The organism is Limimaricola variabilis (assembly GCF_014195545.1).
Taxonomy (GTDB): Bacteria; Pseudomonadota; Alphaproteobacteria; order Rhodobacterales; family Rhodobacteraceae; genus Limimaricola; species Limimaricola variabilis.
On record NZ_JACIBX010000014.1, the window covers coordinates 39,645 to 55,977 of the forward strand.

Here is a 16,333-nt window from a genome sequence, read left to right on the forward strand (position 1 = left end):
CCCTTTCTATTGCTGTGGGCACCAGATCGGCTGCCGTTACAAGCTAGTGCTGACATGTCGGGCTGGGCTTTATGCCAAGAACGACACAAGCCCAAAGCAACCAAGCAGGCGGGCGCATGAGTATGGGCGCATGGGGCCACCGCAGGCAATCACTCGGCAATGGCTGCGCCCGATGCTCGGCAAGGTGAATCGCATCGGACAGGCCAGCTTTCATTATATTGATGACACCAGGCAGCCGACGATCGAGGCGGCTCTTCTGCCTCAGGTGGCTCCATGTGAGATGGCGTTCTCTGACGGGGCACTTCATTATCAAGCCATCGCGCGCGCCCAAGGCCTCTCGTATATGGTGCTGGTCGCAGGTCGCCGCACCAGTCGTACACTGCAGGCCTGTCACTCGGACACGGTGACTCGCCTGTACGCCCAGTGGAAAGGCGACGTCCGTAACCTGTGGGGCGGCCCAGCGAGCAAGTATCTTGACGGCTACGCGATATGGATGGTCGCCCTCAAAAGCACTGATCCGATGGCGATATTTCCCGCGGTGATCAGATGATGCTTCGGGACGGTTAGCATGACGGAAGCTGAGCGATAAAGCCGGATCGTAGCGTTCTCAGAAAACTTACGCAGGCGGCTAACTTTTTGTTGCCCGGCACGCGGGTCGGTGATCTGTTAGTCATATGGCTAAGTATGACCTACGACTCGACCTTCATTTTGCGGCGCTTAGCGATCCGACCCGCCGCGCCATATTGTCCCGCCTAGCGAGGGGTAAGGCAAGCGTGAGTGAACTGGCCGCGCCCCACGACATGGCTCTGCCGTCCCTTATGGGGCATCTGAAGAAGCTTGAGGACGCGGGGCTGATCATCACGGCCAAGGAAGGCCGGGTGCGCGTTTGTGAGCTCGCACCGGATACTTTTGTTCCGGTGCAGGATTGGCTCAGCGAACAGAGAGCGATCTGGGAAAGCAAGCTGGACCGCTTTGACGACTATGTTACCAACCTGATGAGAGAGCGTAGCCAATGAAACTCGATCCCTCGACCGACCTGACTTTTACCCGCGTCATCGATGCGCCGCGCGCCCTGCTGTGGGAATGTTGGACCACACCGGAGCATGTAAAGAATTTCTTTGTCCCAAAGCCGCACGAAGTCTCCGACTGTCAAATCGACCTGCGCCCAGGTGGGCGGTTCAACACCACTTTCAAAGTCGATGGTAAAGAAATGCGCAATGACGGCGTCTGCTTGGAGGTCATCGACGGGCGTCGTTTGGTTTTTACCGATGCATATGCTGAAGGCTGGAAGCCAGCCGCCGATCCCTTCATGACTGCGATCATCGAGTTCGAGGATCATCCCGAGGGTGGCACAACCTATACTGCAACAGCGCGGCACCGCTCCGCTGATGCCCGACAGCAGCATGAAGACATGGGATTTTACGACGGTTGGGGCACAGTCGCTACTCAATTTGAGGAGTATGCCAAGACTTTGGGCGCTAAAGCCGACGCAACTCCTTAAACGGCAATCGTATCTCGCTAAGGAAGCGGGCCTCTAAGGAACACCCGCCTCATTCACGACCTGCGCCAACAGGACATGCTGACATTTCCGGCATGGGAATATCGGCATCGTCCGAAGTGCGCCCCTTTGGAGCGGAAGCTGCGGCCGACATCCAGCACGTCGACGCTTCGGCGCCGCAATAGATAAGCTCGATTGATCCCGGACGACGCCTCTACCGCTCGTACGGGTGACCATCTGGCGCTCCGATCCGTGCGCTGGCAGGTGCGATCCACGGCGCCCGCAGAGCATCGCGGAACTGGCCTGCTGCTGCTAGCCTGGATGCTCGCTCCAGGCAGGTCGGCGTCTCGGGCAGCCGGGAACCGGTAGCCTTGTCCGCGTGACCCAGGGCGCATCGATCTCCCCCCACCCAAAGGGCCGCCCCTGATCATTCCAACTTCAGAGCCGTCCGGGCTCGGAAGGCTCAGGAGCTTGTTTCGACTCTATTGCGAAGCGCCATCGGGCGCGGGTGGCTGGTGTCGATGTCGCTCGGTCCTTCGAGGCGGTGCGGCCTCGTCTCATTGCCCCGCCGGCATTTGTGGCCTACGTGTCTCCCGCCGGGCCTGGCTCATCCTACTGGCACGCCAAGGCCTAAAGGCCAAAAGGCCAAAAGGCCAAGGCGATTATGCTTCGCCCTGAAGATCGGGCAAGGACATGATGCGCCGAGCATAGCAGAGCCGGGCAGGACCGAGGGTCCCCGAGCGTCGGTTCAGATACGACGATCCGTATAAAGATACTTCCTATATAGCGGTGCGTCGTATCAGAAGCGCATTGCCCTTCCCGTTCGTCACCCCCAAGCCCGTGCCGCATGTGGCGGGAGGCAGCGCCGAGGGATATCGGGAGTGACGCTCACCCCGCCACCCCCATCATCAAGGCCGCGCCCATGCGTCACAGTAAGGAGCTTGGGGTCGCGAGTTATCTACCTCCAAGCGTATTAACTCCCATCCGAGCTCGGCCCCGTGTATCGTCTTTCGACAAACTGCGCCCTGCATGCCACCCGCCCTCATGGTTGGCGTCTGCGCGACCGTATTCCTGCGCGAGGCGTCCGGGGGTGCAGCAGCTCCGCCAGATCGAAGCCATGTCGCCTGGCCGCAGCCTCGGCCGCTCGCAGGGCCTTGTCCCGGTCCGACAGGTCGGCGTCTCTTCCGGTTTCGTCGGGCGGCCGGCGCCTGACGCGCGGAGCCTCGGCCCTGCGTGCATGGTGGTCCTCATCGTCGATCTCCCGGACAGCCCTCGACCAATTCTCCTCCTCCCTTCCGGAAGGCTCGCCGTCGCGCCGCCAGATCTCGTACGCGCGCTGCCGAATTCGATCCTCTCGAGATGGCGTCATTGCGAACCTCATGTCCTCACACTGCAAACTAGCCGGCCGGCAGGGCGGGACAATGCGCGCCAGGCCAGACAGCAGGACCGCCCCGGAGGAGGGTCTATGGCTGCGGCCCCTGAACGGGAAACCCGTGGGTGAAGCCAGGATTGTCAACATTATGATAAATAGAAGAAAATCTGCGTCGGCCGTACGATTTCCGTTGCGTGTCCGGAGGGCGCAAGGTATACGGGATCCATCAAGGGAAGATTGATCGACCTTTGGCGCTGCATTGGCGGCTTACAATACAAAAGGATCAAACGCGAGAAATCGTGATCCTCAAGGTTACGCTTCATGGAAGCAGACCTCCGCCGCAAGGCGGCTTAGTCCCCGGAGATTATATCTCCGGGGTTCTGCTTTTCGGGGATGAGCCTGCGCAATATCGCCGCAAGTCTTCTGCTATCGGGCCCTTACGGATACAGGGTGCCTTAATAACCGAGCAAACAATCCGGGCGCTGTATCGATCGTGGAATACGTCGGCGAACTCTCCTGACCGGCCTGCCGTTCAAGACACCGGAAAGGCACAAGCCAGGATCGAAGCGTGTGTTATCACCGGAACGACACGTTGCCATGTCATCGCGTATTCGCTAGACGGGCAAACCTGATTAATGCGTGGCTGAAAAGGAACAATCATGGCTGATGTCGATCTTGACAGCATGGAACTTGGAGAACTCAAGGAACTTCAGAAATCCGTCGAGAAAGCGATTTCCAACTACCACGATCGCAAGCGCGCAGAAGCGCGTGCCGCTGCGGAAGCGGCCGTCCGGGAATTCGGCTACAGCCTCGATGAGGTGATTGCGCTGAAGGGCACCAAGGGGAAGTCCTCCAAATCCGGTGCGCCGGCGAAATACCGCAATCCAGAAGACCCCACCCAGTCCTGGTCAGGGCGTGGACGCCAGCCGCAATGGATGAAAGACGCGATCGAGAATGGTGCCAATCGCGATGATTTCCTGATCGAGCGCCTGAATGGCGGTCATGCGGCGGGCTGATTAAGCGACCACGCGCTGCCAGATGGGCAAGGGGCTCTGCTGAAGGAGTCTGAAATAGAAACGGGCGGCCGGTGCATCCCGGCCACCCATTATCCGCCTAGAGAGGGTTCTGGACGGTTATTGCGCCAGCTGCCGGTGCCGCTCCACCATCCTCGCCGTCCGTGATCGCAGTCCTGTTGCAGGTACGGCCCCGGAGGGAGGGGTCGAGGATCTGAGAGGTTGTCGCCTGGCGGGCGCCACCGGCGCTGCCTGCACAGCCAGTTTGGGCGCGGGGCGCTCGATCACGCCATAATCAAAGTCCGTACTCCAAGCGGGCAACCTGGCATGTGGCAGCTTGCCATCGAAATGCCTCCGTAAGGCCCCCGGCGATGCCTCGAGAAAGGCCGCTCGCTCATCGGGCCGCAGGCCATCGAGGTAAGCAATAATCTGGGGGTGCCGCAGCCGTTTCGCGATCTCCATACGCTGGTGGTCCGTCGGCGCTTGCAGGTAGGCCTTCATTGCCGGGATCAGGCGGCCGGGGGAGCCTGAGACCGCTGCGGGTGGCTGGGGCACGGCCGAGGGCGCGTCGAACTCCTGCTGACGCCGCGCCTGCTCCGCTGCAGCATCGTGCCCGCCGCCGCGGCTCCCCCCGAGGCCGAGAGCGCGCACTGTCTTGCGCGCCGCGACAAGCGGCAACCCGAGGATCTTCAGGATCAGATTCAAAAACTTGCGCGCCAGCTCGAGCATGGCCTCGAGCATTGCGGCACTCATCGGCGTGACAGGTTCCCCTCGTCGGCGCCGACTCGCGGGGTTGGTTGATGCATTCGTCATCTGAATCTCCTTTGTTGCGAATACGCGGAGGAGATCCGGCGGCGGGATGCATACGACAAACGACAGTACCCCCGGGCAGGGAAGGCGGATACGCCTCAGTCCGCGTCGGTCCGGCCGGAGGCGGAGGTGCCAACATCGCTCAGCCGCGCGACGATCTCCTCGAGATCGGCCAAGTCGGACATCAGCTCCGCATGCTCATCTTGCAGCGCATCGAGTTCCGCTTCGGCCGCCAGAGCCCGGGCCTTCCAGGCCGCGAGGTAGTTACCGGTGACTCGGGCGACGCGGTAGCCTTCGGGATCCATGATGGTCCGCGGCCTGGAATTCATGGCCTGCGAGAGGAGGATTGCGGAATTGATAATGCCGAGCATGGAAATCTCCTATTGATGAGACACCCATAGACGATCGGGCCCGGATAATTATTGCAATACGTATTCAAGCGTTTCGTGTCGGAAAGCCTGACCAGTGGTACTTGTACCGATAATTCCAGGCCGGCGTTACTCAATGCCGCCTCCATGAGGCGAGGCTGAAGGCCTGTAGCATTGTACAGCTGCACGATCGTTTTACCGCATTCGTTGCTGTCGCGCGCTCCGGCCGTGGTTGGGTAAGCCCTTGACCGCAGGCGACGCGCGAAATAGCCTCACCGCATGAGCAATAACGTCACCATACCTCGCACCTGATTTTCTGGCACCGGGCCCCGAGGCCTGGATTTGTAGAAAAACAGGAGAGCGATCATGGATGACGATAATTCGCAATGGGATGCGGAGGTCGGCGAGGCCATTGCCAACTATGTCGCCGAAGTTCTCGGCGAAACCGCATCTGCCGCGCCATTCAGCCTGCCGCAATTCGTAAAGGCGGTGCTCACGGAACGACTGCCAGACTCCAGCTCCGAAGCTCAGGAAGCGGGCTACCGTGCCATCAAACGCTGGTGGACCCACACAAACGAGCAGGTCCGCGCAGAGGCCGCGGTACGCCATGGCTTCACGTACGTGCCTGAACCGAGGCTGTCCGGTGGGGATACCGGGAACGACAGCATCGATGTGCTGCATGCCGAACTCGAAGATATCGGATTCCTGGGTGAGCTTGCTCAGATCGCAGACATGCAATTGCAGAACCAACTGGAATACCAGAAGCAGCGGCAGCAAATGGAATGCCGATGCCGAAAAACCGATGCGACCGGCGCGTCGCGGTCAGGTACTGGCCGCGCTAATCCCAATCCGGTGCGGTCGGAGGGACTGGGGCGGTACCTGCTCGACCCGGAAGCCCTGAAGAACCTGCCGGATGGCGGTCGCCAGGTGGAACGCAATGCAGCGCTGCATGCCGTGTGCACCGAGCCGGTGCCTTACGCCGAATGCCGGGATCGTGGCACGTTCGCCCGCATCCGCGAGGGGCTTGGCGCTCGCTTTCCCCACGCCACGGCGGTGATCGACGGGTTGCTCCGTCCGCTCGAGCGCAACTTTGAACAGGGCCGGGCCGTCATCTCCCTGCGTCCCGCGATCCTCGTCGGACCGCCGGGAACCGGCAAAACGGCGCTTCTGCGGGCATTTGCCGCAGAGCTGGGTTTGCCGACGTCGCAGAAATCCGTCGCCGGCAGCGCGGATGGCAACCTGTTCGGGACGTCGGCGGGATGGTCGACAGCGATGCCGTCGATCGTGTCGTCGACAATCGCACGGAGCGGTATTCTGAACCCGCTCATCATCCTCGATGAGATCGACAAGGCCCAGACGACGCATAATGGGTCGATCCAGGAGTGCCTGCTGCCGTTGCTCGAGCCCGGCGAAGCCAGGCGATACCACGAGCGCTATCTCGCGAGCGCGGTCGATGCCTCGGGCGTCAACTGGATCTTCAGCGCCAACCAGCTGGACCGGATCAGCGGGCCACTGCTGTCGCGGTGTGACGTTTTCGAGATGCCCCGACCGGCAAGGCTGCATGTCCGCGCGCTTGCCAGATCGATCCTGCGCGACCAGGCCGAACTGCTCGGTCTCCATCCAGCCTTCCTGCGGCTCACCGCGAGCGACCTGGCGTTCCTCGAGGAAAGCTTTGACCGCCATCGCAGCGTCCGGGTGCTTGCGGAACTGGTCCGCCAGCTGATCGATGACAATGCCCGCAAGACGGCCCGCGTCGTGATGTGAAGCGGGTCACGGACCGGGTCTGCTGCGTCGTGGATCTGGTCCGAGAAAGCCTCCCTGCCATTTGCAAAGCGATAATATCGGCCAGTGGGCCGAACGCCTCGGTTCTTTGGAATGGCTTTAATCTTTCGTCGCTAGCCTGATGTCATGTTGCAATAGGGAGCGACCCGATGAAAACCCTTCACCTTTCGGAATTCAAGAAGCACCTGGAAACCGGGCATCTCAGAACGAGGTTCGAATATTTCGAGCCCCGGGCGATTGCCCCGAACGTGGCATGGGGCAGCATTCAGAACGAGATCATCACGAATGGATCGCGCTTTCAGAACCTTGCCCTGTTCTATCATTGGATAGGCGATCCGTCGCGGATTGAGGTCTACCCTTTTCTCAAAGGTGGCAGCCTCGGCGACGAGATAGGCTTCCATGTCTTGGACGACGATGGAAATGATGCGGATCAGGACGACATCGATCGGGCCGTGCTGGAGGTGCGACCGAATATGTCGGAGTTCGATACCTCGATCCTGGGGTCCGAAAAGCAGGGCGTGGTCTGCATCGTCGACCGGGACCACCCAAAAACCTATTGCCTTCAGCGCGCGCGGCAGCCGGATGTCGTTTTTGATGGCGTAATCCGAAGTTGGTGGTGCGAAGATCAAACCCGGTCGGAGTGGACGAGATGGATCAACCGGATCAAGTACGCCACCACCCGGGGCACATTCGTCATCCTGCGCGAATATACGCTGTTCCACGGCCGGACACGCGTCAGAACGAAACGCTGGATCGACGAGATCCGCTGCGACGCCGAAGCAGATGATCTGTTCCATGATGACAGCACTGATACAGCGGCGGAAGCGGTGCAGGAGGAAAGGTCACCTGTCTCGTTCACGTTCTGCCCGTTCGGAAGAACCGATCAGCCCGCCAGAAAATATGTCTACCTGAGCACCCCAATGCAAAAGCAGCCGTGAGGGACTGACATGATATCCATCCCTGCTGTTGGTGCGCCCGCTTCGTCAATCATCTCGAAACTTTCCTCCCGTATATCCGGCACCAATGGTGACCGCGGTGAGGGATCAGAGGTGAAGTTTCTGAACAGACTGGGGGCGGTTCACTCGGCTTTCCTGAGCGACCTCCGCTTACATATCGCTCGTGAAACCTGGATGCATGTTCTGGCCCCTTGGGCGATCGATGAACGCTTGCAGATGGAGGCTCTCGATCTTTGCGACAGCGCGTTCGCCGTGAAGCATGCAGGCGCGTTGGGCTGCAGCTCGCGGAAGACGGAAGCCCGCAAGGATTTGCAGTCCGCCGGGCATGCCTGTTTCGACGCGATCCGCCCCCTGATCGAAATCGATCGAGAGCGATTTCTCGCGAACTACGCCGCTTGCGAACGCCGCATCCGACGGGGCATCGAGATGGGGGTGCCCATCGATGCCGCGACGACAAGGATCGAGAGTGGGATGTGGATCCGGTTCTGCGATGGGCAGCCGATGGCGGCCGCGGCCTGAGGCAGTGCACCGCTATGCGGCCAAGTGGCTTGGGCACGGGCGAGGTGCTCATGCGCAAAGGCCGGAGGAAAGCCAGAACATCTCTGCAAGAGATCGGTCTGGTGCGGCTCTGCGCTGTGTCGCGGGTAGAGCACCTCCTGCGGGGAGGAGGTCATCTTCGGGCCCGGTACATTCGGTCCTGCAGCGCAGCCGGATCGAGTTCGAACAGGGCGTACATCTCGTCCGACAATGTCAGCACGCGCCCGTACTCGACACGCGTTTCTCCGGGCATGCCCGTCGCCATGCATCGCTCTTCGCTCTGACATTGTGCCCAGCGGCACAGGCGCTTCAAACGCGCGCTATCGTGCGCGTAGCACCGCAGCATGCCGAGTTCTTTATCGATCGACTGGATACGGATCTGTTCGCCTTCGCGCGCCCAGGCCGACATGTGGTGCGCTATGACCTGCGCAATCCATATCCAGCCAGTTGGAAATGCCTCAAACTGGTCCGCGCCCTTGATCCCCGATGCGGTGAGACAGTGTACGAGGCTCGCAAGAAGTTCGGCCCGCCATTCGGGGGGAGGGGCCCCAGGTGGCAGCCGCTCGACGGGACGGTACCACTTGTATCGGAAGCGCCAGGAATCGGGGAAGAGGGCCTCGAGTTGGTCTTCGAGGCTTTCGTCACGCGGCTGGTCTAGGCCCCATTCGACGTGCACGGATGCGCCGGTTTCAGGGTTGGACGTGCCCCAGGTCGCGTGAATCCGGATATCCACCTTTGTGGGATCGAAGCTCCCTTCCAGATGATCAGGCATCGGCTTTCTCGCGAGGCGGATACATCATCCGCTCGACCGTCCGGTGGTCGCGCTGATGGAGCGCGTATGCGGCGTCGGAAAGCGTCAGGACCCAGCCGGTATCCCGGGTTCGACCTTCGCGACCGGTTGCCATACAGCGCCGCGCGCTTTGCTCTTCGCACCAATCTGCAAGGTCATGCACGCGGGCAGAGCCGTAAACATGCACACGAAGGGTCCCGTACTTTTCCTTCACGTCGTCGAGCGTGCATTCGTCTCCTTCAGCCACCCACCGACACAGGCGATCGACGAGGACCATTGCGATGTGTAGCCAGCCAGTTGGGAATGCCTGAACGCAACACGCATGACGCACCCCCGCGGCCTCGAGACGGCGTTCGAGTTCATCGAGAATGTGGGCACGTGCCGGACTGCTGGGGGCGCCATAGGGCAGACGCACCGTAGGCTCATGCCGCCGGCAGTCCGGCTCCCAGCCCGCCCCGAGGGCCGCTTTGAGACGCTCCTCGAGCGCCTTGTCTGGATCCTCTCCCCCTCCGAGGACGAGATCCAGGCGGGCATGCTCATCGCCGTGCCGGCGCATGGACCAGCGCCATCGCATGGAATGATCGACGGTGGCGGGGTCAAAGGTGTCGTAGCGGTCGTGAATGTCGTTCATGTTCAGCTCCTTGTATCGCAGGTAGACACAAAGGCGCCGTAAGCCGGACGAGATCTCGAATTGAGGGGGAATGGATCACGTACGCCGAGCGGCGCCCCGAGAGGGGCGTTAGCGTATGACGTGCAGGGTGATCCAAGAGCTCATGTCACAAGCATGTCCGGAAAAACCCGGGTACGTCAACAGGGGCAGACTGGGCCGCCGGTGTGGCCCGGCTAGGCAGAGCAAAGGAAACCGGCTGCCACGGCCCGCGACGTATGGCGACAAGGAAGCTGGAAGACCCTGTGCGCTCTCCCTGAAAAGATTGAGCAAGGTCAAGCGGAGCGGGCTCCGGCCAAAACATTCCGCCGACACTCGCAGACTTTGTTAGACGAGGTTCGGACCGGTCATGCCTGGGCATCTCAGATGGTGATGAGTTCCGGCCATAGCGCAGCCTGGTTTTGCACGGCAGAAAATGGATCGGTCCGCAAGCCATATCCATTGGCAAAGGCCACAATGAGTTTTGGGGGGCCTCTAACCCTACAGTACCCTATCGTACGGAGACGCTGATCGGGAACGCCGGAGGTGCCGATGGAATCGGGATCGGCGATCCCTGCTCGGAGCATTGGTTCAAAAACAGGCCCCTAAGATTTAATCATATTATGTGACTTGAAAGCCTCACAAAGCCTGTCCGAAGAGTGGCACAGTTGATGCATCCGGGACCGCTGCCGATATTCGCGTTCTATAACAGCCAATAAAACAGAGCAGAAACATGACTATCCAGTCTGACCAGCACCCCAAGGCCGAACAGCCGATCGCTACCAGCCTGTCGGCACCTGCGCAGCAACAGCAGATCCAGGTCGAGGGCTTCTCTCCGAACGACTTCGGCTTTTCGGAATCCGAAATGAACGCCGTAGTGGACGCGCACTGGTCCCACTGGTTCGAAACCTCTGAGCTCGACCGCCATGTCGACTGGAACGTCGAAGACAGCCTGCAAGACGGGCTGGCAGAGAAGTGGAATATCGACGGTCCCGCGCTGGTGGCAAAGCTCAAGGCACTGACCAGCAAGCAACAGGACGCACTGGTTGCGGAGATCAAGCGGAGGCGCGCCGCGGCGGGCTAAGCCAAGTCCTGCAGTCGGGCGGTAAAGGCGCTGCTTGCAGCGCCTTCATCGTATCTCTTGGTTCGGACGACCCGAAATCTTCAGATCACATCGGACCAGCGCGAAATTCCAGCTCCGGCAGGACCGTCTCCCACTCTTCGCGCTTGATCCATTGCTGGTAGAGCTCGTCGTTGTCGCTCTTCCGCCAGCGAACGACAGCACCGACCATGCCCTTGAGAAACACCGTACCTTCTGGCGGCTGCCAGGATCTGGCCATGCGCCCGAGCGGCCGGTTGTTCCGATCATACAGCATCCAACGATCGCCCTCAGTAACCAGGCGGAGCTCATCACCCACCTGCGCCGACGCGATGACCTCATGGGCGGCATGCGACGGGCTCAGCCGCCCCGCGTAGGACAGGTCGACGACTTCGAGGCTCGGCAGTTGATAGTGCCGCGGCGCGGGAGCCGCATCTCGCAGGTCTACGGAAACCTGACGGCGCAGGACGATGTCGTCTCGGTCCTGCAGAAATCGATGGGCACCGGCCGTTGTCGCGGCAAGCGTCTTTCGGGCGCGCGTCATGCTGACATAGAACAGGCGGCGTGGTGCCTCCGCATCCTCGCCCCGGGATCTGTGCTCCCAGCCGCCGTCGAGGAGGACCACATGGTCGAACTCGAGCCCTTTCGCGCGATGGCCGGTCAGGAGCAGAAGGCCTCTCTGCTCGCCGCGGGTGTCCCGAGACCATTCGGCCAACCATTCGATGACGTCGAGCGCCGGCATCGCGCCGGTTCCCAACTCGCGCGCCAGTGCGGCGATCCCTTCGGCGAGGAGATCGGTCCAGCGGTTCGGGATCTGCCTGTTCAGCAGAGCGATCAGGTCCCTGATCGTGATGAGCTCGCCTCGGACACTTCGGAGGCCAGAGAACAAGGTCTGCATCTCCCGCAGGCGCCAGATGCTGGGCAGATGCTCATTGGCTAGCTCGACCGGGATGTCGCGGCTCTCGGCATAGCTGCGCACGGGCTCGAGCCGCCGCCATTCCCGGGCGATGATCGCGCACCGGTCCCACCGAAAGTCCGGGTCGAGCGCCGAGAGCCGGATCAGCTCGTCGAGTGCGGCCATGGCCTGGGCCGCGTCGCCCGCAGGGGCATCCAGCAGCTGCACGCGCCCCTGCGCCACCGGATCATGCCCGGCCATGGCGCCACCGGCGGGCTCCATCAGTCGGTCGCGATTGACGGTGATGTCGTGCCCGGCCTTCATGCGGCCATCCGCCGGCAGAATGACCGCATTCGCCGCATCGATGATGTTGCGGGTCGAGCGGTAGTTCTCGGTCAGGAATTCGGGGCGCGCGCGGTAGTCCTCCTCGAACTTGCGGATGTAGTCGATCGAGGCACCGGCGAAGGCATAGATGTTCTGGTCGTCATCGCCGACCGCGAAGAGGCTGAGCCGCAGATCCGGGTCTTCCAGTGACCGGCCCGCCACCGCCGAGATCAATGCATATTCCTCCGCTCCGATGTCCTGGTATTCGTCGACGAGGATCCATCGGTAGCCCTGGATAAGGGCATCACGCTGCGCCTCGGCCTCGACCCGGCTCAGACCTTCGCCGTTCAGCTGCCGCACGGCGTCCATGACGATGCCGTCGAAGTCCCGCCCCTCTGATTCCTGTCCCGCAAAGCTCGCGCCGACCAGCCGCATGGCGAGCGCATGGCAGGTCGAGACCGTCACGCCATTGGCGTCCTCGCCGACGAGATGACGCAGCCGCGCCCGGATCTCCGTCGCGGCATGGCGGTTGTAGCTCAGCACCAGGATGCCACGCGCGTCCTCGCGCTTCATGCGCAGCAGATAGGCAATACGGTGCACCAGCACCCGGGTCTTGCCCGAGCCGGGGCCGGCGAGCACGAGGACGTTGGTCTGCTCGCGCGTGTCGGTAACGATCGCCTGCTGGACCGGGTTGGCCAAGGCATCGACGATGGATGCCCAAGAGGCGCTCGTGGTCTGCCTTCGGATCTCCTGGCCCCGGCCCGGCATCCAGCGACGCAGGAAGCTGTCTTTCTCGAGAACAAAGTAGTCCGCGGAAAGTCGCTGCGCCTCCTCCATGGCGTCGAGCCCGCGCTCGGCATAGGCGGCCATCACATGGGTCTGCACCGTCTGCTCGGCATAGTATTCCTCGAGTGGCAGAAAATGGGCTTGGGTGAAACGTCCCCCTGAGGGGTTCAGGTGCACGGTCATCGCCGGCCGGAAGACCGTCAGCCCCTTGCCGAGCGTCACGACGCCTTGCTCGTGCAGCCATAGCAGCGCCCGCTCCATCAGCTTGGTCATGTCCTTGATGCCGCTGGACCTGAGCTCGATGTCATCCGTCAGCGCGGCCAGCAGATCACCGATCGTGGTCTCGACCTGGATGTCCTTGCCGCGCACCCCCTTTGCCACCTTCTCCGTCAGCCACTCGAGCAGGATCGCGGCCGCCTTCCACCGCAGCTCGGCCGTCCGGGCGACGGCGCTCCAGGACCGCTCCAACGTGATCCCGAGCGTGTTGCGCGAGGCCTTGCGCAGACGGATGTTGCCGCGCCCGCCGTCCTGATCCCTCCCGTCGCGTGCCATGCCCCGGAGCAGTTTTTCGATGATGTCGGGACGCGCCTCCCCGTGACCCGCGTCGCGCAGGACCTGGCAGCTTTCCGACAGGTGCAGTGGCAGGGGCTCGGATGAAGCCGCGTCGGGGGCTATCTCGCGGAGCCGTGCGATCAGCGCGCCTTCCAGCTCGGACGATGTCGCCAGCCTTGATGCGGAGTGCCCCTCGACCCCGACATGCACGAAGACCGTGATCGCAAGATCGTTCTGCGCGATCCCCAGCGCTTCGAGGTCGGCCATGGCCCTGGTGAGGTGGCCGGGCGAGAGCCCGCTTGCGCCGCAGAGCTCGTCGGTGGAGATGCCCTGATCCACGGCAGCGCTCATCAGGTGGCGAACGAGAGAGATCAGCACCTGCCGTCGCGCCTCGGTGATCTGCGCGTCCCTTAACCGGGCTTCGGCTTCGTCGAGCGTGCGCACCTTCAGCGAGGACGGATAGATCTGGACGCGGTTTTCCTCGCGGGACAGCAGCGTCGCTTCCTCGAGCCAGGACACCGCCGTCTTCACGCGGGTGTCGTCGGTCGCGCTGTCGCGTTCGAACTCCCGGTCCTTCTCCTCGCGAACGATCTCGCCGGAGGTGGCCACGACCTTGCCGCTCTTTCGGGTGCGGTCGTCTATCCGGCGGAGCGCCTTCAGAATGGCGCCGATCTCGTGGCGTGCCAGCCGCGAACGCGCGGACAGCTGAAACTGCCGCTCCACGTCGTCGCTGGCATAGAGCAGCACGCAGTTGGCGTCGGCCCGATCCCGGCCGGCCCGACCGGCCTCCTGAAGATAGTTCTCGAGCGAGCCGGGGATGTCGCAATGCACGACGAGGCGAATGTCGGGCTTGTCGATCCCCATGCCGAAGGCATTCGTGGCCGCGATGACCCGCAGCTCGCCCACCCGGAAGCGTTCCTGTACGTCCTTCTTGTCGTCCGGGCTGAGGCCGGCATGGAAGTGCTCGGCCGCGATCCCCTGGGCCTTCAGAAAGTCCGCCACACGGGTCGTCGAGGATCTCGTGGCACAGTAGACGACCGCTCCGGAGCGTCCCTCGGCGGGCAGCATCTCTGAGATCACCTCGAAGACGTCGGAAAGCTTGGTTTCCTTGCGGGTCGGGCGCACCTCGAAGGCGAGGTTGGTCCGGCTGGCCCCGCCATCCAGCAGTAGCAGATCGACGCCGACGCGGGTCTCGAAATGCTCGCGGATATCGCGCACGACCTCGGGCTTCGCGGTGGCCGTCAGGCACAGGACCGGGGCAGGGGGGCTGTCACCCGAATATTCCTTGATGAAGCGCGCGACGTAGCGATAGTCCGGGCGGAAATCATGGCCCCATTTCGAAATGCAATGCGCCTCGTCCAGGACCCATAGGCCGATCTCGCGCTGCTGCAGGATCGATCGGATCGAGGTGCTCCGCAGCTGCTCGGGCGAAATGATGAGGATCGACGCCTCGCCCATGCGGACCTTCTCGAGCGCGTCCTGGCGTTCGGGCATCGACATCATGCCGTTGATCGTGACCGCCGAAGAGATCCCGGCCCGCTCCATACCCTGCACCTGGTCGGCCATCAGGGCCACCAGCGGCGAAATGACGACCGACAGCGCACCGGTCTTGTCGAATTTCGACAGGGCCGGGATCTGGTAGCAGACGGATTTGCCTGTGCCGGTCGGCAGGATGCCGAGCAGGCTTTGCCCGCCCATTGCCTCGCCGACGATCCGCTCCTGCAGCGAGCGCCCATCCTCGTCGACAGGCTGCGGCCTGTAGGCTTCGAAGCCGAACCAGCGCTGCAAGGCGCGGACCGGGTCGTTCTTCTCGGCGCACCAGTCGCAGCTCTTTTCCTTGCAAGACGTATCCCGCAGATGCCGCACGATCCGCGCGGCGTCCCGGAACTGCGCCCTGACCCAGGGCGGCATGACGGAGTCACCCCCTGCCACAGAGATCCACGACAACGCGTAGGCCATGGGCCATCCAAGCTCGGGCGTGGCGAGCCGGCCAAGAACCTGCTCGAGCCGCTTGGTGCAGACCTTGCCGTCGACAAGACGCCGGATGGCAGCGAATGCCTCGTCTTCGAGGGGCACCGCTGCCCCTCTTACCTCCCGGAAGACCGCATCGAACCCGGCCGCCATGTCTCGCCTTGTGCAGAGCCAGTGGTAGGCGGCAAGGGCATCGGGGGTCTCGGCGTTCAGCTCAGTAAGCGCCGCGAGTTGGTTGGTCAGCACCTTAAACACCAGTCTGGCATCGAGCTCAGGATCGTTCACGTGGCCGGCCTGCAGCTTTCCGTCCCGGTAGTGCTTGACCAGATGGTGGTAGGGGTTCCGAGGGAAGGCGAGGGGGTTCAGCCAGAGCGTGTCGATCGGCGCCTGCATCAGTCTGGAGAGACGGGGCCTCAGCGCGGTGAGATGGGGCAGGTCGTGCTGCAGGATGTTGTGCCCGATCGGGTGGGCGACGTCGTCGAGCGCGGCCTCGAGACGATCCAGCCCCGCTTGCAACTGTCCTGCCGCGCAGCGGATGGCCGGCTGGTCGTCATGGCGCACAGCCGCGACGGCGAAGACCTCCGCCGTCCTCGGATTGACCTCGAGATCGATCGACAGGCAGTGATCGAGCAGGGCAGAACGGCTCGGCAAACCCGATGTCTGAGGCAGCTGGTTCATTCGGGATCAGCGAATACAACTCCACGCCGACCCACAATCGGAACATTTTGAGATCCCGTGAACCTTGGATCTGGCAATTGCGGAAAGGCGATGAGGGGAACGGTCGCCTGCTGCAGCGCGCATCGGCCGAAGGGGGGCCAAGAGAGCAGGGCCTTGGGGCCTGCACTACTGGTTAGCCAAGGAAGAAACGTCGCCGGACGTGGAAATGTCAGGCCAGGAGAAAACGGCCTGGCTCCGAGGGAGTGAAGCCAGGCCA

The 16,333-nt window shown here is 62.4% G+C and carries 14 protein-coding genes; 8 read left to right on the forward strand and 6 right to left on the reverse strand.

Features of this window, described 5'->3' with window-relative positions; translation table 11 throughout:
* The first annotated feature begins 130 nt into the window (after nucleotides 1–130).
* From FHS00_RS14935 to FHS00_RS14945, 3 genes are all read left to right on the forward strand, one after another.
* Nucleotides 131–550, forward strand: coding sequence for a hypothetical protein (locus FHS00_RS14935; RefSeq protein WP_183474888.1), 420 nt, complete (start codon nucleotides 131–133; stop codon nucleotides 548–550).
* A gap of 124 nt (nucleotides 551–674) precedes the next feature.
* Nucleotides 675–1,016 (forward strand): ArsR/SmtB family transcription factor, encoded by a 342-nt coding sequence (locus tag FHS00_RS14940; RefSeq protein WP_183474889.1) that lies wholly within the window; start codon nucleotides 675–677, stop codon nucleotides 1,014–1,016.
* Entirely contained in the window at nucleotides 1,013–1,501 is a 489-nt protein-coding gene (locus FHS00_RS14945; protein ID WP_183474890.1) for an SRPBCC family protein, read from the forward strand. The genes FHS00_RS14940 and FHS00_RS14945 overlap by 4 nt, the downstream gene beginning before the upstream one ends.
* 1,039 nt (nucleotides 1,502–2,540) lie before the next feature.
* Here the strand turns inward: FHS00_RS14945 and FHS00_RS17985 are convergent.
* Complete coding sequence (locus FHS00_RS17985; RefSeq protein ID WP_425486048.1) at nucleotides 2,541–3,017, reverse strand: DUF2934 domain-containing protein; 477 nt, start codon at nucleotides 3,015–3,017, stop codon at nucleotides 2,541–2,543.
* Between the two features lie 512 nt (nucleotides 3,018–3,529).
* Here FHS00_RS17985 and FHS00_RS14955 point away from each other — a divergent pair.
* Nucleotides 3,530–3,886, forward strand: a complete 357-nt coding sequence (locus FHS00_RS14955) for an H-NS histone family protein (protein ID WP_183474891.1) — start codon at nucleotides 3,530–3,532, stop codon at nucleotides 3,884–3,886.
* A 117-nt stretch (nucleotides 3,887–4,003) separates the two neighbouring features.
* Here the strand turns inward: FHS00_RS14955 and FHS00_RS14960 are convergent, their stop codons facing one another.
* Both FHS00_RS14960 and FHS00_RS14965 read right to left on the reverse strand, forming a co-directional pair.
* The gene (locus tag FHS00_RS14960; RefSeq protein WP_183474892.1) at nucleotides 4,004–4,624 is read right to left on the reverse strand and encodes a hypothetical protein; all 621 of its coding nucleotides are present in this window, start codon (nucleotides 4,622–4,624) and stop codon (nucleotides 4,004–4,006) included.
* A gap of 167 nt (nucleotides 4,625–4,791) precedes the next feature.
* Nucleotides 4,792–5,064 carry a hypothetical protein gene (locus tag FHS00_RS14965; protein WP_183474893.1) on the reverse strand — a complete coding sequence of 91 codons (273 nt, stop codon included), beginning with the start codon at nucleotides 5,062–5,064 and terminating at the stop codon, nucleotides 4,792–4,794.
* Nucleotides 5,065–5,427: 363 nt separating this feature from the next.
* Between FHS00_RS14965 and FHS00_RS14970 the strand changes: the two genes are divergently transcribed.
* From FHS00_RS14970 to FHS00_RS14980, 3 genes are all read left to right on the forward strand, one after another.
* Nucleotides 5,428–6,825 (forward strand): AAA family ATPase, encoded by a 1,398-nt coding sequence (locus FHS00_RS14970; RefSeq protein ID WP_183474894.1) that lies wholly within the window; start codon nucleotides 5,428–5,430, stop codon nucleotides 6,823–6,825.
* Between the two features lie 167 nt (nucleotides 6,826–6,992).
* Nucleotides 6,993–7,781, forward strand: a complete 789-nt coding sequence (locus FHS00_RS14975) for a hypothetical protein (protein ID WP_183474895.1) — start codon at nucleotides 6,993–6,995, stop codon at nucleotides 7,779–7,781.
* A gap of 111 nt (nucleotides 7,782–7,892) precedes the next feature.
* Entirely contained in the window at nucleotides 7,893–8,318 is a 426-nt protein-coding gene (locus FHS00_RS14980; protein WP_183474896.1) for a hypothetical protein, read from the forward strand.
* Nucleotides 8,319–8,469: 151 nt separating this feature from the next.
* On the opposite strand, the gene FHS00_RS14985 is transcribed toward FHS00_RS14980, so the two are convergent.
* Complete coding sequence (locus FHS00_RS14985) at nucleotides 8,470–9,108, reverse strand: hypothetical protein (RefSeq protein ID WP_183474897.1); 639 nt, start codon at nucleotides 9,106–9,108, stop codon at nucleotides 8,470–8,472.
* On the reverse strand, nucleotides 9,101–9,757 hold the full coding sequence (locus FHS00_RS14990; RefSeq protein WP_183474898.1) for a hypothetical protein: 657 nt from the start codon (nucleotides 9,755–9,757) through the stop codon (nucleotides 9,101–9,103). The genes FHS00_RS14985 and FHS00_RS14990 overlap by 8 nt, the downstream gene beginning before the upstream one ends.
* 748 nt (nucleotides 9,758–10,505) lie before the next feature.
* On the opposite strand from FHS00_RS14990, the gene FHS00_RS14995 reads away from it, so the two are divergent.
* Nucleotides 10,506–10,856 carry a hypothetical protein gene (locus tag FHS00_RS14995; RefSeq protein ID WP_183474899.1) on the forward strand — a complete coding sequence of 117 codons (351 nt, stop codon included), beginning with the start codon at nucleotides 10,506–10,508 and terminating at the stop codon, nucleotides 10,854–10,856.
* Nucleotides 10,857–10,941: 85 nt separating this feature from the next.
* On the opposite strand, the gene FHS00_RS15000 is transcribed toward FHS00_RS14995, so the two are convergent.
* Entirely contained in the window at nucleotides 10,942–16,077 is a 5,136-nt protein-coding gene (locus tag FHS00_RS15000; RefSeq protein ID WP_183474900.1) for a RecQ family ATP-dependent DNA helicase, read from the reverse strand.
* Nucleotides 16,078–16,333: the final 256 nt, after the last annotated feature.